This is a genomic window from Neorhizobium galegae (assembly GCF_017877055.1).
Taxonomy (GTDB): domain Bacteria; phylum Pseudomonadota; class Alphaproteobacteria; order Rhizobiales; family Rhizobiaceae; genus Neorhizobium; species Neorhizobium galegae_D.
Window position 1 is genome coordinate 534,102 of the sequence record NZ_JAGIPG010000004.1, and the last position, 16,546, is coordinate 550,647.

Genomic DNA, 16,546 nt, shown 5'->3' on the forward strand with positions numbered 1-16,546 from the left:
GTCGGCGTAGAGATTACCCTCAGGTCACCGGTGCCGTCGACTCGACCAGCGCATCTTTCACAGCCTGTCCGAGATTGCGAAGGATGTCCCAATCGGCGGCAAGCCGTCGCGATGCCACGTGCCACCGCGTGTCGTCCTGGCGCTGTTCCGGAGGCCAGGCCGAAACCTGTGCCTGATAGAGCAACAGGGTCTGGTTGATGGTGAGCTTCCGGTCGAAACGGCGTGCCGTCCGACGGGCCGCTTCGATGAGTGCGCGGCAGTCGCCCGCGTTCCGGGAGCGTAGCCAATGCAGGGCGGCCGCGAATGCCTCCGTTGGGGCCTCGGCGGGCAGAAGCCGGCCATTCTCACCATCTCGAACCATTTCCCGCGCGCCGGGCGCATCGAGGGCCACAACGGGAACGCCGGCCGTCATTGCCTCGGCAAGCACCATGCCTTGCGTTTCCGACAGCGACGAAAAGGCGAAGACGTCCATCGCGGCATAGGCATCCGCCAGTTCCTGTCCGCGCAACACGCCCATGAAATGGACACGTTTCGCAAAGTTGGAGGAATTGAAGGAAGCGGTGAGGTGATCCTTCATCTCACCGTCGCCAGCGACCAGGAAATGGGCATTCGGTTCGCTCGACAGGAACTGCTCCACCGCATTGGAGAGATAGGTGAGGTTCTTTTCCGGCGCCAGGCGTCCCACATGCCCCACGCAGAAAGCCTGTTGCGGAATACCGGCAGCGGCTCTTCCGGACAAGCGGTCCCCCTTGCCGAAAAGCATCGGTTCGACCCCAGTCGGAATCACCTGGATGGGTCTCTCGACGCCGTTCTCGGTCAGGAAATGCGCCATGCTCTCGCTCGGGGCGATGACCGCGTTGCACAGGTCGCAATAGCCGATCATGAGGCTCACCACCAGTTTGCGAAGCGGCTGAACATCTTGGGCGACGTAATGTCCGTAAAGTTCGTAGCGCGTGTGATAGGTATACACGATCGGTAATTGCCGAGAGGCCGCCACTCTCAATGCCGCATCTCCGAGCAGAAACGGATGATGGGAGTGCACGATATCCGGACCGAAGGCGTCGAGAGCCTGATGCAGTGGGGCGATCAGCGGCAGGGGCAGCGAGAAGTCCGTATCGTTGATGTGCTTTATGGCCGGGACCCGGATTACATCCGCCTCGTCTGGGGGCATATCCGGGAATTCCGGCGCAATCACCAGGACGCGATGCCCCAAGTCTCGTAAGCCCGCCGAAAGCGAAGCGACGCTGTTCGCCACGCCGCCGACATGCGGGGTGAAGGTGTTCGTGAACATGACGATGTTCATGGCGCGTAAGCGTCTTCGCTAGATGGCGACATGGGATTTCCTATCGGCGCGCGATGGCGGGCCAGAGCGACCTGAACGGGGCGGGCAGTCCGTCGATGAGCTTGGCGGTCAGGCCGGGATCGAGTTCCTTCCACAGCAGGTCGAAAACGGCCTCCGCGGTTGCTTTCGGATCGCGCGGAAACTGGGGTGGCAGGTGCTCTGCCACATGCTGCATAAATTTCTCGACGTTTCGCGCATCGTGTCTTTCGGTGCCGAGATGCCAACCCTCGAAATAGATCCCGCGGACGAGGATCGGGAACTGGGCGGATAGGTGAACGGCCTGTTCGATTGTAAGCTGGTCGCGCAAGGCCTGGAGCACCGCGCGAAGCGCGCTATAGGCCTGATGGCGATCCTGGAAATGATGCTCGTCCTCGAGTTTCTTCAGCCAGAGGTTTGTCTGCTGAATGGTGTGATCGAGAGCCGCAACTTGAGTATCGCTCATTTTAACCTCCGGTTTTAGAACGCGCCGCATTGGCCGAGACGAGAATGCGAATACTATTGGACACGACTGCGCCAGTTGCGGACGTCCTCGGACGTCACGCGAATATGGCCGGTCGGATCGAATTGTTTTCCGTCGAACTTGTCGCTTGCGATCCGGCTGAAGACTTCGATATGTTCCTGCAGCCTGAACTCGTCGGCGCGCGGAGGATCGGCAATGGCCTCCAGCGCATTGTGGGTAACCACGACAACTTGGTCGCCGATCCCTGTATCCATCAACAAACGCCCCTCCTGTCCGGAGGATGTCAAAAATCCTGACTTCAGCTTTAGCGGCATGGTGACCTCCCTTTTGGGTTGAAAGGTCAGACTACGCGCATCAGCGGCGTCATCAGTGATCAAGATCAATCCGGGCACTTAAATCGAGTGGTCACGGATGGGATGCACGGCGAGGTCTCGCGCAGATCGGTGAGGGCGCGCGACGCGGCGCCGCTTATGGCGCGGGCGGGAGCGCCGGTGGTCCTCCAATCGGAAGAACCACCGTTTGGTTAGCTCCGACGCAAGGAGGTAGAGAAGGCTGATTGCGACGAGGCCGGCCATCATCGATGCCGGAAGAGGGACGAAGCTGAACCAGTCGGCGATGGGCAGGAAGGGCAATGCGAATGCGACCGCCACGACCAACGCCGTCAGCCCGGCAAGAATCCTCGCCGGGCGGCTCCGCCAGAAATGCTTACGCGTGCGTATGATGAAGACGATCAGCAATTCCGTCAGTAGGGATTCGATGAACCAGGCGGTCTGGAAGCGTTCTTCACCGGCGCCTGCGATCAGTATGAGAAAGCCGAAGGTCATGAAATCGAACAGCGAACTGACCAGGCCGAAAGTAACCATGAAACGGCGCACGGAGCCGATTTCCCAATGGCGCGGCTTGCGCCTGTCTTCCTCGTCAACATTGTCGGTGGCAATCGCGAAGGACGGAATGTCGGAGAGGAAATTGTTGAGCAGGACCTGCTGGGCGAGCAGCGGCAGGAAGGGGAGCGCCATTGAGGCCAGCGCCATGCTGATCATGTTGCCGAAATTGGCGCTGGTGGTGATCGAGATGTATTTCATCGTGTTGGCGAAGGTCGTACGGCCGTCTTCGACACCTTTTATCAGAACGCCAAGATCGCGTTTCAGCAGGACCATGTCCGCGGCTTCCCGCGCGACGTCCACGGCACTGTCGACCGAAATGCCTATGTCGGCTTCATGCAGTGCGGGGGCGTCGTTGATCCCGTCGCCGAGATAACCGACGACATGGCCACGCGAGCGGAGTGCGGCGACGATGCGTTCCTTCTGGTTGGGGTCGATCTCGACGAACAGGTCGACATGCCCGGCCTTCGCCGTAAGCCCGGCCGACGAAAGCTGCGACACGTCCGCGCCGGTCAGGATCCGGTCCGGCGGAAGACCGATCGAGGCGGCGAGATGCGCCGCGACATAGCGGTTGTCACCGGAGATCATCTTGACCTCGATGCCGCGCGCGGCGAGGTCCTTCAGGCATTCCCCTATCCCTTGTTTCGGCGGATCGAGGAAAAGCAGGAAACCTTCGAAGCAGAGACCAGCCTCGTCCGCCCGGCCATAGGGACCTGGTGAGGAAAGTTTCCGGGTTGCAAGGCCGAGTACGCGAAAACCCTCTTCGCTCCAGATGCGGAACTTTTCCTCGATCGCCCGTCGTTTCTCCTCGTCGAGCGGTATTTCTCCCTCGGCGCTGCGGGACATGCCGCAAATCGCCAGGACATTGGCGACGGCCCCCTTGCAGATCAACATCGTTTCCCCTTCCGGCGAAGTGACGATGACCGAAAGACGCTTGCGGAGAAAGTCGTAGGGCACCTCGTCGCGTTTCAGGAAGGCAGGTTCCCGCGGATCGATTGCCGGTGCGGCGACGATGGCCTCATCTAGCGGATTGGCCATTCCGCTCTGCAGGGTGGCGTTGAGGCGGGCAAGCAGCAGCACTCCCTCCGACGCCTGCCCGTCCGAATCCATCCATCCATCGAGATGGATGACCCCTTCGGTCAGCGTCCCGGTCTTGTCGGTGCAGAGGATATCCATGCTGCCGAGGTTCTCGATTGCCTCCAGCCGGCGCACGATGACGCCGTTGGCGGCCATGGTGCGGGCGCCGCGGGCGAGCGTGACGCTGATGATGGCGGGCAGCAATTCGGGCGTTAGCCCGACGGCAAGCGCCAGCGAAAAGAGGATGGAATCGATCAGCGGACGTCCAAGCAGGGCATTGGTGAAGAAAACCACGATGACCATGACGAACATGATCTCGGTCATCAGCATGCCGAACCGGCGGATGCCTTGAGCGAACTCGGTCTCCGGAACCTGGCGTTCGAGGCTTGAGGCGATCGCGGCGAATTCGGTGCGGATGCCGGTTTTCGCGACCAGCACCGATGCGGTGCCGCTGCGCACCGAGGTGCCAGCGAAGACGACATTGTTTCGCCGGGCGAGGGGCGCGCCGGATTCCGCGACACCCGGTGTCTTGACGACCGGGAAGGTCTCCCCGGTAAGAACTGCCTCGCTGACGTTGAAATCACGCGCTTCGAGGATGACGCCGTCGGCGGGAATCAGGCTGCCGGCGGAAAGATGCAGCACGTCGCCCGGCACGACCCCGTCGGCGAGGATGACGGTTTCGACACCGTCCCGGACGACGACGGTCTTCTGCGACAGCCGCTGCCTCAGTTTCTCGGTTGCCTGCGATGCACCGTATTCCTGGAAAAAGCCGAGCAGGGAACTGGCCAGCACGATGATGGAGATGATGATCGCTTCATGCGCCTCGCCCACCGAGGCGGAGATCGCCGCGGCCGCGACCAGTATCAGCACCAGTGGGCTCCGGAACTGCCGGCCGAGAACCCTTAGCGCCGAGAGGCTTCGGTTATTTTCGAGCGAATTCGGTCCGGTGCTCTTCAGTCTCCGAGCCGCCTCGGATGCCGACGGGCCAGCCGCCGAAGCCTGCAGCGTGGCCAGGACCACGTCTTGCGGCAGCGACCAGTATGGCGGTGTCCCGTTATCGGCGCCCGTTCCCATTCCCCAATCCTTCCCGAAGAGACTCATGACAGACTTTGGAGATGATCATGCGGAGAAGGCTACATCGCTTTGACGTTCGTCAAAGGTAGAAGCCGGGCGGCGGCACGGGCATATCCAGAGGCTGAACGACCTCGATACTGTCGTCTACCCGCTTCACGCCGGTGGTGTTTTCCGCCGCGACCCGCAGAGCCGTCTTCTCCCGCCCTTCGAGGGCCACCACACCCTCGGCGACGCGTATGGCTATCGCATCGCCCCAGCGATGCTTCGCCAGTTCCGTTTCGAGCGCATTTCGGATGTCCGCATCGGCCTTCGTCGCGGAATATCCGGCAAGTTCTCTGATGAGAGCGCCCATGATTTCGGCGGCGACCTCGACCGTGGTTTCGGGCTCCACGCTGACGGCAGGGGAGGACATCACCTCTCCCACGTCCTTTCCGAAGGACTTGGCATAATCCTCCGCCAATGTGCCGCGCGAGGGAAACAGGGTTCGCCGGAGCCCGTGATGGGCGCCGGTGTGAAACTCGCCCCGCCGCAGGACGTCGCCCACGACCGGCAGTCCGTTGACGCGCCGGTCCAGCATCGTAGTGGCCGCCTCCCAAATCTTCGCCTCCGGCCCGATCGTCGTCGGGTTGGGTGTCATGATGGATCGAACCGACAGCATCCTCGCTCCTCCTGTTCCGGGACAGCGCGAAAGATGTGAGCCGTGATCGGTCGCATGACATTGACCGGTGTCAACTGGCCCGGGTTGACCCCAGTCAATGTGTAGCCGCCGGAAAGCCGGAAGATCAAAACTAAAAATGGCTTGCCCGATGTCCGCGAGCCAGAGGTGGAGCGACGATATGGAATTGGATTATAAGGTAGGGGTTCTGGGTGCCGCAGACGTCTATCGTGCCTTTGCAGTTATCCAGCATGTCTTCTCCGATCTCGATCTCGAGAAATGGAAGGCTTTGACGGCGACGGCAGAACTGCGCAACGATTGGCTCGTCGTGAAGGATGCCCGTGGTTATATCCGCGGCCTTTGTTACGTCTTCACGCGCAGTCGCGGCGTCTCCGGATTGCAAATGGAAATTCCGATCTTCGCCTCTGTTAGCCTTTTCGACGAGCAAGGCGTCGCCAGGCGGCTTTTCGAATTTGCCAAGGCTCGCGCAAAGTTGGAAGCCTGCTCCATGATCCACTTCTGGTCCGGGGGATCAAAGAAGTGGAGCAATCTTGCCGCGCTCATTGAGGCGGATTGCTTGAACGATGGGCTGGTTTACGATTTGAGCACTGATAGCCGCAACGCGCTTCACCCGATCTTGCCGGTGAAGATGTAACCGACGCCTCGCACCGCCTTGATGAGTTGGGGGCGTTTGGCATCCGTCTCGATCTTGCGGCGCAGGCGCACGATCTGGGCGTCGATCGTCCGGTCGAAGGCTTCGAGCTGCCGGCCGCGTGTCTCGTCCATCAGGAAATCGCGGGTCAGCACCCGGCCGGGATGTTGGGCGAAGGTGGCCAGCATATCGAAGTCGCCAGTCGTCAGCTCGACCTCGTGGCCCTCATCGACATGCAATCGGCGGCGCGACAGATTGAGCGTCCAACCCTCGAAACAGATGATCTTTTCGTCGATCTCCTCGGCCTTCGTGGCGGCCGGCTGGCGTCGCCTGAGGATCGATTTTAGCCGCGCATGCACCTCGCGTAGATGGAAGGGCTTGGCGATATAGTCGTCCGCGCCGATCTCGATGCCGATGATCCGGTCGATGACGTCGCCGCGGCCGGTCAACATCATGATCGGGATGTCTGATTGGGTCCGGATCTCGCGGGCGAGGTCGAGCCCGTCCTGACCGCCGGGCAATGAGAGGTCGAGAAGGACGATGTCGACCTCGTTCCGCTTGAGATGGCGGTGCATTTCCTGGCCGTCGGAGGCGGTGCTGACGATGTATCCTTCGCCCTCGAAATAGCGTGTGAGCAGCTGGCAGATTCTCGGGTCGTCGTCGACGACGAGGATATGAGTGGAATTGGTCGGAGAGGAGCTCATTGATCGAAAACCGCCGTTACGGACTGTTACACAATCGAACCGTCTTTCACACCCTTGGCATCCGCATGTTACCTTCGCCGGATCAACTGCCGCCATCAAAACCACGGAGGCGGTATTATGTTCGCGGCAAGTTATACTGGTGCTTCACATACGCCAAAGGCAGTCCATGTCTATAGGACAAATTGCCTACACGCTCTCTTCTCCAAGCAGCCTGCCGAACATCTGATGGCGGGGCAATCGCTGTTTTTCGAGGGAGACGATGCAAACCACGTTTTCGAGGTTCTTGACGGGACACTAAGAATTTTCCGGATCATCTCCGACGGCCGGCGCGTCATTACCGGTTTTCTGGATGCGCGGGATGTCATTGGCGTGTCGCTTCGCGCACGCTACCTCTATAGCGCGGAAGCCATTACCCCTTCGACCGTAAGACGGTTGCCTCGCCGGCATTTCGACGCTGCGGTCGTATCCAACGACGAGTTGCGGCCTGAAGTCTTTGCCCGGGTATCCGATGAGATGGCGGCGGCCCAGGATCAAATGGTGCTTCTGTCATGTAAGAGCGCCGAAGAACGTCTTTGCTCCTTCCTTCTCAAATATCTGAAGCGGATCACTATTCCGGGTGAACGGCAGGCCACCTTAGAGCTCCCGATGAGCCGCCTGGACATGGCCGATTATCTTGGCCTGACGATCGAGACTGTATCCCGAACGGTGACAAAACTGATCAACAAAGGCGTTCTCAGCATCAAGGATCCCGGGGTTCGTCATTCGATCCGGATCGAGAAGCCGCGAATGCTCGCACAGCTTGCCGGCGACAGCGACGAGCATGCAGACGACTGACGGGAAGGGTCAATCCAACGGAGCGATGCCTTCACCAAATCAAAGTGAAACAGTCAAATCGACGCCGCTCACTACAGGCCTTGTTTTTCTGGTCTTTCCGCTCCAAGCAAGACGTCAGTGGATCCGGGCCGGGCGAGCGATTGTTGCACTCGTCAATGCCATCCCTGTGGAACACCTTGTATCTCAGTCACGCCGTCGACTATATCCGCAGCCGGGGCATCGTCATCGCCGACGACGTGCCTACCCAGGTCACACCACCGCCATGGGCACGTATCGCGCTGACCGCAGGCTACCTCTGGTGTCCGTCGTCGAGTGATTCAAGATTTTTTGAGCTTCGGAATGTCCGGGCCGGAGGTTAGCTCCGGCACGTAGCCGGCGAAAGCTGCCACCAGGGTGAGCACGATGCTGGCGAGAAGGGCAAGGATCTTCAGGCTGGTTCTCATGTCTCGGTCCTTTTCAGTTGGCCGGTTTCATCATCATCTGTGTGGCCAGGACGCCGGATGATGTCTCGTCAGAGCTCGGAATGTTGATCGCAGTGTGCGGTTCGACCCGGGTCGGAACGGCATCGGGCGCAGGCGACGGATCGCCGAGCGCCATGCGCATGGCGAATTTCCTGCTGCTGGTCGACGATGATTTCCTGCGCGATGCGCTTGAGCCGCTCGTCATTACCGTAGCGTAGATAGGAGCCTTTTCTTTCCTGTAAAAGGGGAACGAATGCGTAGCGATTGATGACGGCCATCAGAGTCATGATGGCGACCAAACCAATTTCCATGAGAAGTTTCGACGGGTGAGGCGATTGCCAATCGGTCGGCAGATGGCCAATAACGAGAAAAGTATTGGCTGCGCCGCTTGGGAGAACCAGCGCAACAGCAATGTGTCCCAACGTCGAAAATCTGCGCATCGTCGAGGCCGCATGACGGCGTAGCTCAGTCAGCTTATCTAGTCGCTCGCATTGTGGGCGGGCCTGACCATCGCTCACAATTAATTGGAATCCATCTGCTTCTTGGGTGCTAGGATCGAAATGAGCTTCCAGCCGAGCAGCAGAGCGGCAAGGGCAGATAGGATCAGCCAAGTCACGTTGCCGAGGAGGTCCGCGACCATCTGGACGCTTTTGCTGAATGCAAGTCCGAGCCCCATATAACCGGCAACCCAAACCGCCTCGCCCAAGATACCCCAAGTTGAGAACCGGATCCACGAATAGCCGTTCATCCCTGCAAACACATTGATCCAGGGACCAAGGGGGCTGAGCAACCAGCGGCTCAGGAATATGCCTGCATCTCCCCATCGATTTTCAAACTTCTCGGCTCCTCGGAGCGCTTTCTTCAGCCAGCCGGTCTTTTCGGCGGTCTCGAACAAACGGGTCGAGGCCATGCGGCCCAGGAGATATCCGCCCTGATCACCTGCGGCAGCGCCGGCAAGTCCAGCTGCGAAGAAAGGCAGAAACGTCAACTCGCCTTGCTCGACGAAAGATCCGATCGCGAGCATGATGAGGGAGGTGGGGAAGGGCACTCCGAAGCAGTTCACCATGAGGATCAGGAACAGGGCGACAGCGCCTTGTTCATTGACGAGGATGACCAGTTGCTCCGCCATTCTATTGCCCAGTGCGATCGCCGCCGGTTTCGGAAGCCTGCTTGCGATCGGCGGCGATGGCTGCTTCGAGTGCCTTTCGTGCCTCCTCGAATGATTTGCCTTGCTCGGCGGCGACTTCGCTCAGGGGACGTGGGTCGCGGATGCCGATCGGAAGCCCCAGCGCGGTCTGAAGAACGACCGGGGAGATCCCATAAGAATGAGCCACATAACCGAGCGGCATCCATCCTTCGATCGGCTCGTTTTGGTGGGCCGACCAATAGATCGTACGGACAACGAGACGCACCGCAAGTACTCCGGAAACGGTTGCTGCCAGCAGGAAAGCTGAAAGCAAGACCACGAAAAGTTTCCGTTCGCGAGGACCCTTCACAGATATCACCCAATCGGCTTGCGCAGCGTCAATTGAAACCGCGCAAGCGCTATCAATTTTCGTCCCGCTGCTGGACATATCCGGTCAAGACTGCACACACGCCGTTCAGAACCCGCGGTCGCGGCGATGTTCCCAAGGGCTGACATAACCATCCTTGTCCGCATCGGCAGCCTTGTGGCGAGCTTGTGCCGCGTCCATAAACTCAACTTTGCTGACGGCGTCGTTCTTGTCCGGATCCATCTCGGCGAAACGGGCTTCTCGTCTCGCTTGTATTGCAGACTGGCGCTGCTGGTTCCAACCCCACTGGGGCCCCATTCGCACGGCAAGATATTCTTCCTTGGTGATCTGGCCGTCGTCATCGGCATCCATCGCGATGAAGACGTCGTCTGCCATTGCGGCCGCTTCGTCATCGCTGATCCTGCCGTCGTCATTCTGATCAATGATCATACCACGGCCGAAGCCGGGAAACCGGCCACCGGATCCATCCATCATGCCTGGCCCCATGTGCCAGCCGTTCCATGGGCCGCCCCATTGTGCAAAGGCACCGGTAGCGGCAAAGACTGCAAACGCGGTAACGGATACGCGGATGACGTTCTGAACGTTCATGTGCTTTCTCCTTTTCCTGGTTGGTTTCCGGAAGAAGAGAGCATCCCTACGATCACCACATTGATGTTGATCAACCAACAGAAAGCTTGCCTGTTTGTACGTATTCTCCGTTTGCGATTGATCTGAATCACGGAAGAAGCAGCGATGTTTCGCTATCGTCTTCCGATGATCCCAATAAGGAGACTCGAAATGAACGGCCATCCCTCGGCCTGGCCGCACCGCGAAGATCCTGCTCAATCCCTGCAGAATTTTTGATAGAGGATTGCCATGATCTCCATAACCGCGGGATCGGCGATGAAATAATAAAGTGTGCGGTGATCCCGGCGGAAATCCACGATGCCCTCCTTCTTCAATTTGGCGAGATGCTGTGACATGGACGTCTGCGGGATGCCGGTCGCCTCTATGATCGACGATACATTGCGTTCTCCATAGGCAAGTTGGCACAAAATGAGCAATCGGTGCGAGTTTGCCAGCCCACTGAGGAATTCAGCGGCATCATCCGCCTTTTCGGCGATGGCCTCGGCAATTTTCATGGAAGCCTCTTTACATTTCATATTTGATTAATATCATAAAAACATGAATTAAATATCCGGTCAAACGACATCGTTTGCCTGAACATCATTCAAATGTAGGGCCAGCTCGGCCCAGGCGGAAGAACGTGGGACGTAATCTCGGTTGACCGGCGTCAAGGCGGTCGACGATCACGTATCCGAAGCTTGAACAAGAATATCGAAGCGGGACAGTGAACGCTGTCACGGCGACGGCGTGTGTCTGCCGTCTGGAAGATGCAACAGAAAACGAGAGAAAAGAAAATGACCCTTGATCGTTCGGTTCTCGCCTTTGCAGGCGTCATGGTGCTCTTGTCCGTCGCCCTGACCTACTGGGTGTCGGCCTACTTCGTCTGGCTGACGGTATTCGTCGGAGCCAACCTGCTGCAGTCGGCCTTTACCGGTTTCTGTCCTGCAGCCATCGTGTTCCGCAAATTCGGCATTCGCCCCGGGACTGCATTTTGAGGCTTCGCTCATGCGACTGCTGATCCTAACCGCCACCCTTCTGCTAGCAGGCACGGCGAATGCGGAGACCATGAAGGCGGAGCCCGTCACCATTACCGAGTGGAAGGCGGTCTACGGCACGATCGAGGCACGTAACATTGTCCCGGCTCGCGCCCGCCTGGGCGGCACGGTCACCCAGCTTAGCGTGACTGAGGGAGATGTCGTCAAGGCAGGACAGAAGATCGCAATGGTCGAAGACGAAAAGCTGGGCTTCCAGATTGCGGCCCTTGATGCCCAGATCGGCGCGCTGCGATCCCAACTTACGGCAGCTCAGGCCGACCTGGCGCGCGGCGAAACCCTCGTGGAGCGTGGCATCGTCACGCAGCAGCGGCTTGATGAGCTTCGCTCACAGGCAGGAGTCCTGCAGAATCAGATCACGGCAACCGAGGCCCAGCGTTCCGTTGTCATTCAGCAGCAGTCGGAGGGGGAGGTGGACGCACCCGCGGGCGGGAAAGTTCTGACCGTCCCAATGACCCGGGGAGCAGTCATCATGGCTGGCGAGCCGGTCGCTACGATCGGAGGTGGCGGGCTGTTCCTTCGCCTGTCCATCCCGGAGCGCCACGCAAGCGCGCTCAGCCAGGAAGCCGAAATCAGGGTCAATATCGATGGGCGGCAGATCGCTGGAAAACTTGCGAAGATCTATCCGCAGATCGAGAACGGACGGGTCACTGCGGATGTCGAAGCCGGCGAGCTCGATACCGCCTTCGTCAATGCGCGCGTTCTCGTGCAGGTTCCGATCGGAGAGCGGCAGGCCCTGCTCGTGCCGGCAAATGCCGTCGTCAACCGCAACGGCGTCGATTTCGTCTCGGTGCATGAAGATGGCGAGACCGTTGAACGCGCTGTCGTTTCCAGCGAGACGATAGGTCGACCCGACGGCGCCTATCGGGAAATTCTGACCGGACTTGCCGTCGGCGACGAAGTCGTCCTGCCATGACGCCGGAACCTCATCGTTATGGCATAGCCGGACGCCTGACCGGCGCATTCATCCGTTCCCCGCTGACGCCTCTCTTCCTGTTGGCTGCGCTCGCTTTCGGGTTGATCGCTCTTGTGACGTTGCCCCGCGAGGAAGAACCCCAGATTTCCGTTCCAATGGTCGACATTCATGTCCAGGCGAACGGCCTCAAGGCGGAGGACGCGGTCAAGCTGATCGCCGAGCCCCTGGAAACGATCGTGAAGGGCATCGATTCAGTCGAGCATGTCTATTCGCAGATCCAGGACGACCAGGTCCTCGTTACGGCACGCTTTCTGGTCGGCACTTCGCCCGATACGGCGGTGCTGCGTGTTCACGACAAGATCCAGGCCAATATGGATCGCATTCCGGTCGGCATCCCGGCACCGCTCGTGGTCGGTCGCGGCATCGATGACGTTGCGATCCTGTCCTTCATGCTTTCACCGACGGCGGACGCCGCCGGCCGCATCACGCCCAACGATCTGACGCGTGTCGCAAGGGAAGTCCGCACGGAATTGTCCAAGGCCGAAAATGTCGGCCTGACCTATCTGGTCGGTGAGGCGGATGAGACGATCCGTATCGCACCCGATCCGCAAAAGCTCGCCCTTTACGGCGTCACACTGCAGCAGCTTGCCCAGAAGGTTTCCGGCGCCAACCAGGCCTTTCCGGCCGGGACGCTGCGCGACATGGGCGAACAGATCGGGCTCGTTGCGGGCGAGACCCTGGAGACGCCTGCGCAAATTGGCAACCTGTTGGTCACGACCCGCGACAACCGGCCGGTCTATGTCCGCGATGTGGCCGATATCGGGCTGGCGTCGGATTCGAACGAAAGCTTGGCGTTCCGTCTCGTCCGTGACGACGCGAACCTGAAACGTCTTCCGGCCGTCACCGTCGCCATTGCCAAACGCGCCGGCTCCAATGCCGTCGACGTGGCGGGCGCCCTCATCTCGCGGATCGAGGCCCTCAAGGGATCGCTGATCCCCGGGAACATGACGGTCAGCATCACCCGCGACTACGGGGAAACGGCGAATGAAAAGGCCAACGAACTCCTCCTGCATCTCGGGCTGGCAACGGTATCGATCATCGTCCTTGTCGGCCTCGCCATTGGCTGGCGGGAGGCTGCGGTCGTGGCGATTGTCATCCCGATCACCATTCTCCTGACATTGTTCGCCTCGCAACTAATGGGATACACGCTCAATCGCGTCTCCCTCTTCGCCCTTATCTTTTCGATCGGCATCCTGGTCGACGACGCCATCGTGGTGATCGAGAACATTTCGCGACACTGGGCCATGGCGGACGGGCGCAGCCGCCATCAGGCGGCTATCGAGGCGGTCGCCGAAGTCGGCAATCCGACGATCGTTGCGACGCTGACGGTCGTCGCAGCCCTTCTCCCGATGCTGTTCGTTTCGGGCATGATGGGCCCCTATATGAGCCCGATCCCGGCGAATGCGTCCGCCGCCATGATTTTCTCGTTCTTCGTCGCGGTGGTCGTGACGCCTTGGCTGATGGTGAAATTCGCCGGCAGGACCACCGCGCATGGCGGCGACAGTCATGCGCAGGGAGGCGTGGTCGGCCGGATCTATTCGGCGATGGCCCGCCCGATCCTCGGCTCCAAGAGGAGAAGCTGGATCTTCCTTCTCGTGATCGGCGCCCTCACGCTCGGTTCGCTTTCGCTGTTCTACACGGAAGACGTGACCGTCAAGCTGCTGCCCTTCGATAACAAGTCGGAGCTTTCCGTCGTGATCGACCTGCCGGAGGGTTCTTCCGTCGAGGCGACGGATGCCGTGGCGCAAGCCGTGGCGCGGACGGCTATGGAGTTTCCGGAGGTGCATTCGGCCGGAACCTATGCCGGAACCGCGGCGCCCTTCAATTTCAACGGCCTCGTCCGGCACTACTACCTGCGCGCCGGCAGCGAGCAGGGAGAAGTGGCGCTCGAACTGCTTCCGAAATCGGACCGGCCGCGCAACAGTCATGATCTCGCCGTCGCGATCCGCCAACGCCTGGCCGGGATCGCGGTGCCCGCCGGCACGAGCCTGAAGGTTGTCGAACCGCCGCCGGGGCCGCCCGTGATCTCAACTCTGCTGGCGGAAATCTACGGCCCGGACGCCGAGACCCGGCGGCAGACGGCTGCCAGGGTGGAAGAGGCGTTCCGCGCCGTTCCCTTCATCGTCGATGTCGACAATTCCTATGGAGAGCCGGCACGGCGCCTGAGGGCGACCATTTCGACCGACGATGCGGAGTTCTTCCACGTAGAGGAAGCCGACGTGCTGGATACGCTTTCTATCCTCAACGGCGGAAGGACGGTCGGCTATTCCCATCGTGGCGGCGGCAGGCCGCCTATCCCGATCCGTCTGGAATTGCCCAAGAGCAGGCGGATCATGGACGAACGCTTCCTGACGACGCCCATTCCGGCGAACGTGCTGCCGGGTGAGCGCGGCGTGGTTGAACTCGGCGATGTCGTCAAGCGCGAGGAGGAGAAGGCGTCCTATCCAGTCTTCCGGCACAACGGCCGCGCCGCCGAGATGGTGACGGCGGAGCTGGCCGGGACCTACGAGGCGCCTCTTTACGGCATGATCGCCGTCCAACGGGCCATTGATGCTCAGGACTGGGCCGGCCTGACGAAACCGACCATCGCGCTGCACGGCCAGCCCCTGGACGAATCCGGGTCTACCCTTCTGTGGGATGGGGAATGGGAAGTGACCTGGGTCACCTTCCGCGACATGGGAGCCGCCTTCGGCGTTGCGCTTCTCGGCATCTATATCCTCGTCGTCGCCCAGTTCGCGTCGTTCAGGCTGCCATTGGTCATCCTTACCCCCATTCCGCTAACTTTCATCGGTATACTGTTCGGGCACTGGCTCTTCGGCGCCCCGTTTTCGGCGACCTCGATGATCGGCTTCATTGCGCTTGCGGGCATCATCGTGCGCAACTCGATCCTGCTCGTCGACTTCATCCGTCACAGTGCGCCGTCGGGAAGGCCGTTGACGGAGATACTGATCGAGGCGGGAGCGATCCGCTCCAAACCGATCCTGCTCACTGCGCTGGCGGCGATGATCGGCGCCGCCGTCATCCTGACGGATCCCATCTTCCAGGGACTGGCGATTTCACTTCTCTTCGGGCTCGCCTCGTCGACGCTGCTGACAGTGCTCGTCATTCCGGCGATCTATCGCGTACTGCGGACATGAGGGCGCTCGATTGCGCTTCGATTGATCATAAAACAACCTTCACAAATCGGAGATAGCTGAGACTTCAGAGCTCCCGGATCTGACACCAGCCCTCCACCGGCCCGGCTTAAGGAAATCGACGCTTGCTGCCATCTATCTTGCTCTTTCTGCGCTCCCGCTAGGCCTCGCCGCGATTGCGGAGGCGTCTACGGGTGACTCACTTGCGGAAGGAGCCACAGCGGCAGGAATGGTGGGAATGGCGATAATGGTCGCTCAATTGGGTAGCAGTGGGCGTTTCACGTTTATTTCATGACGGGTGGGGATCGACGTGACGACGGCGTTCCATAAATGGGCCGCTCCTGTCGGTCTGCTTCGGCTCGCCGCCCATCCGGTGCTTTTGGCGGGACCTTTCGATTCCGCCAATCCTATCCCCGTGTTTGCGCGTTTGTTGAACTTGATGACCGCGCCGAAAGTTGCAAGCGGGTGCTCTCGCACTTGCCCTTTTCTTCATGCTCACAATCACTGCAGTCCTGCGCGACCGTTTGCCAATCGGTTACGGACTATCGCGGCTCAGTCACGGTGCTCTTGCTTTGGCTGCGCTGGTTCTTTCGTTGCAGCATATATTGCCTTTGGGAGCCTATGCCGATGTGCCATCGCGCCTTTATTGGCTTGGTCTAACGCTTGGTTTTATTCTGTTCTGGCTATCGAGGCATTTTATGGTCTGGTGTTGATTTCCGCTTCGAATTGACCAGGTTGTGGGTTTCGCAATGATCCAGAAATGCCTCGAATTAGTTATCTGTTTCAGATGCTTCCGGAGGGCAGCCCGGATCAGCGCCAAGTGAAAATTCGGATCAATTCGAAGCGGAAATCAACATAACATAGTAATATCTTGATCGCTTGGCAGACCGAATTCCTCCGCCAGTTCGCTCAGTGCTGCGATGAACGCCTTCTCGGCGGTCGAGCCAGGCAGACGCTCCAGGCGGCGGGTTGAACGCCTATCTCGTTCATGTCCTGTCGCCGGCCGACCTCGGCGCAATCGCCACGACGGGCCGCGCGCGGGCGCGCATAGCCAAAGATGGCCGCGCTAGAAATACAACCTGCGATTTATCATCGATTAACCAGAAGATGCTGTCATTCGGGGA

17 protein-coding genes are annotated in these 16,546 nt (G+C 59.9%); 5 read left to right on the forward strand and 12 right to left on the reverse strand.

Annotation, left to right across the window (positions count from 1 at the left end; genetic code table 11):
- Positions 1 to 19 precede the first annotated feature (19 nt).
- From J2857_RS25900 to J2857_RS25920, 5 genes are all read right to left on the reverse strand, one after another.
- Positions 20 to 1,291, reverse strand: a complete 1,272-nt coding sequence (locus tag J2857_RS25900) for a glycosyltransferase (RefSeq protein ID WP_210012929.1) — start codon at positions 1,289 to 1,291, stop codon at positions 20 to 22.
- 52 nt (positions 1,292 to 1,343) lie between these two features.
- Positions 1,344 to 1,784, reverse strand: coding sequence for a DUF2267 domain-containing protein (locus J2857_RS25905; RefSeq protein ID WP_210012930.1), 441 nt, complete (start codon positions 1,782 to 1,784; stop codon positions 1,344 to 1,346).
- A 53-nt stretch (positions 1,785 to 1,837) separates the two neighbouring features.
- Complete coding sequence (locus tag J2857_RS25910; RefSeq protein ID WP_348635720.1) at positions 1,838 to 2,179, reverse strand: hypothetical protein; 342 nt, start codon at positions 2,177 to 2,179, stop codon at positions 1,838 to 1,840.
- 15 nt (positions 2,180 to 2,194) lie between these two features.
- Entirely contained in the window at positions 2,195 to 4,834 is a 2,640-nt protein-coding gene (gene mgtA, locus J2857_RS25915) for a magnesium-translocating P-type ATPase (protein ID WP_210012931.1), read from the reverse strand.
- Between the two features lie 79 nt (positions 4,835 to 4,913).
- Positions 4,914 to 5,492, reverse strand: coding sequence for a CBS domain-containing protein (locus J2857_RS25920; protein ID WP_210013060.1), 579 nt, complete (start codon positions 5,490 to 5,492; stop codon positions 4,914 to 4,916).
- A 178-nt stretch (positions 5,493 to 5,670) separates the two neighbouring features.
- Here J2857_RS25920 and J2857_RS25925 point away from each other — a divergent pair, with 178 nt between their 5' ends.
- On the forward strand, positions 5,671 to 6,144 hold the full coding sequence (locus J2857_RS25925) for a hypothetical protein (protein ID WP_210012932.1): 474 nt from the start codon (positions 5,671 to 5,673) through the stop codon (positions 6,142 to 6,144).
- On the opposite strand, the gene J2857_RS25930 is transcribed toward J2857_RS25925, so the two are convergent.
- The gene (locus tag J2857_RS25930) at positions 6,117 to 6,845 is read right to left on the reverse strand and encodes a response regulator (RefSeq protein ID WP_210012933.1); all 729 of its coding nucleotides are present in this window, start codon (positions 6,843 to 6,845) and stop codon (positions 6,117 to 6,119) included. The genes J2857_RS25925 and J2857_RS25930 overlap by 28 nt on opposite strands.
- Before the next feature lie 117 nt (positions 6,846 to 6,962).
- Here J2857_RS25930 and J2857_RS25935 point away from each other — a divergent pair, with 117 nt between their 5' ends.
- On the forward strand, positions 6,963 to 7,679 hold the full coding sequence (locus tag J2857_RS25935) for a helix-turn-helix domain-containing protein (RefSeq protein ID WP_210012934.1): 717 nt from the start codon (positions 6,963 to 6,965) through the stop codon (positions 7,677 to 7,679).
- A 317-nt stretch (positions 7,680 to 7,996) separates the two neighbouring features.
- Here J2857_RS25935 and J2857_RS31330 read toward each other — a convergent pair whose 3' ends face one another.
- From J2857_RS31330 to J2857_RS25960, 6 genes are all read right to left on the reverse strand, one after another.
- Positions 7,997 to 8,122, reverse strand: coding sequence for a hypothetical protein (locus J2857_RS31330; protein ID WP_281068648.1), 126 nt, complete (start codon positions 8,120 to 8,122; stop codon positions 7,997 to 7,999).
- 68 nt (positions 8,123 to 8,190) lie between these two features.
- Entirely contained in the window at positions 8,191 to 8,658 is a 468-nt protein-coding gene (locus J2857_RS31560) for a CopD family protein (protein ID WP_210012935.1), read from the reverse strand.
- Positions 8,659 to 8,660: 2 nt separating this feature from the next.
- A complete protein-coding gene (locus J2857_RS25945; RefSeq protein ID WP_105440361.1) occupies positions 8,661 to 9,269 on the reverse strand; it encodes a DedA family protein in 609 nt (202 codons plus the stop codon).
- A 1-nt stretch (position 9,270) separates the two neighbouring features.
- Complete coding sequence (locus tag J2857_RS25950; protein WP_210012936.1) at positions 9,271 to 9,606, reverse strand: hypothetical protein; 336 nt, start codon at positions 9,604 to 9,606, stop codon at positions 9,271 to 9,273.
- 135 nt (positions 9,607 to 9,741) lie between these two features.
- Positions 9,742 to 10,443, reverse strand: a complete 702-nt coding sequence (locus J2857_RS25955; protein ID WP_210012937.1) for a hypothetical protein — start codon at positions 10,441 to 10,443, stop codon at positions 9,742 to 9,744.
- A gap of 32 nt (positions 10,444 to 10,475) precedes the next feature.
- A complete protein-coding gene (locus J2857_RS25960; protein WP_210012938.1) occupies positions 10,476 to 10,775 on the reverse strand; it encodes an ArsR/SmtB family transcription factor in 300 nt (99 codons plus the stop codon).
- Positions 10,776 to 11,054: 279 nt separating this feature from the next.
- Here J2857_RS25960 and J2857_RS25965 point away from each other — a divergent pair, with 279 nt between their 5' ends.
- The 3 genes from J2857_RS25965 to J2857_RS25975 are packed head-to-tail and all read left to right on the forward strand — an operon-like array spanning position 11,055 to position 15,425.
- Positions 11,055 to 11,255, forward strand: a complete 201-nt coding sequence (locus J2857_RS25965) for a YgaP family membrane protein (protein ID WP_210012939.1) — start codon at positions 11,055 to 11,057, stop codon at positions 11,253 to 11,255.
- Between the two features lie 10 nt (positions 11,256 to 11,265).
- Positions 11,266 to 12,228, forward strand: coding sequence for an efflux RND transporter periplasmic adaptor subunit (locus J2857_RS25970; protein WP_210012940.1), 963 nt, complete (start codon positions 11,266 to 11,268; stop codon positions 12,226 to 12,228).
- Positions 12,225 to 15,425 (forward strand): efflux RND transporter permease subunit, encoded by a 3,201-nt coding sequence (locus J2857_RS25975; protein ID WP_210012941.1) that lies wholly within the window; start codon positions 12,225 to 12,227, stop codon positions 15,423 to 15,425. The genes J2857_RS25970 and J2857_RS25975 overlap by 4 nt, the downstream gene beginning before the upstream one ends.
- Positions 15,426 to 16,546: the final 1,121 nt, after the last annotated feature.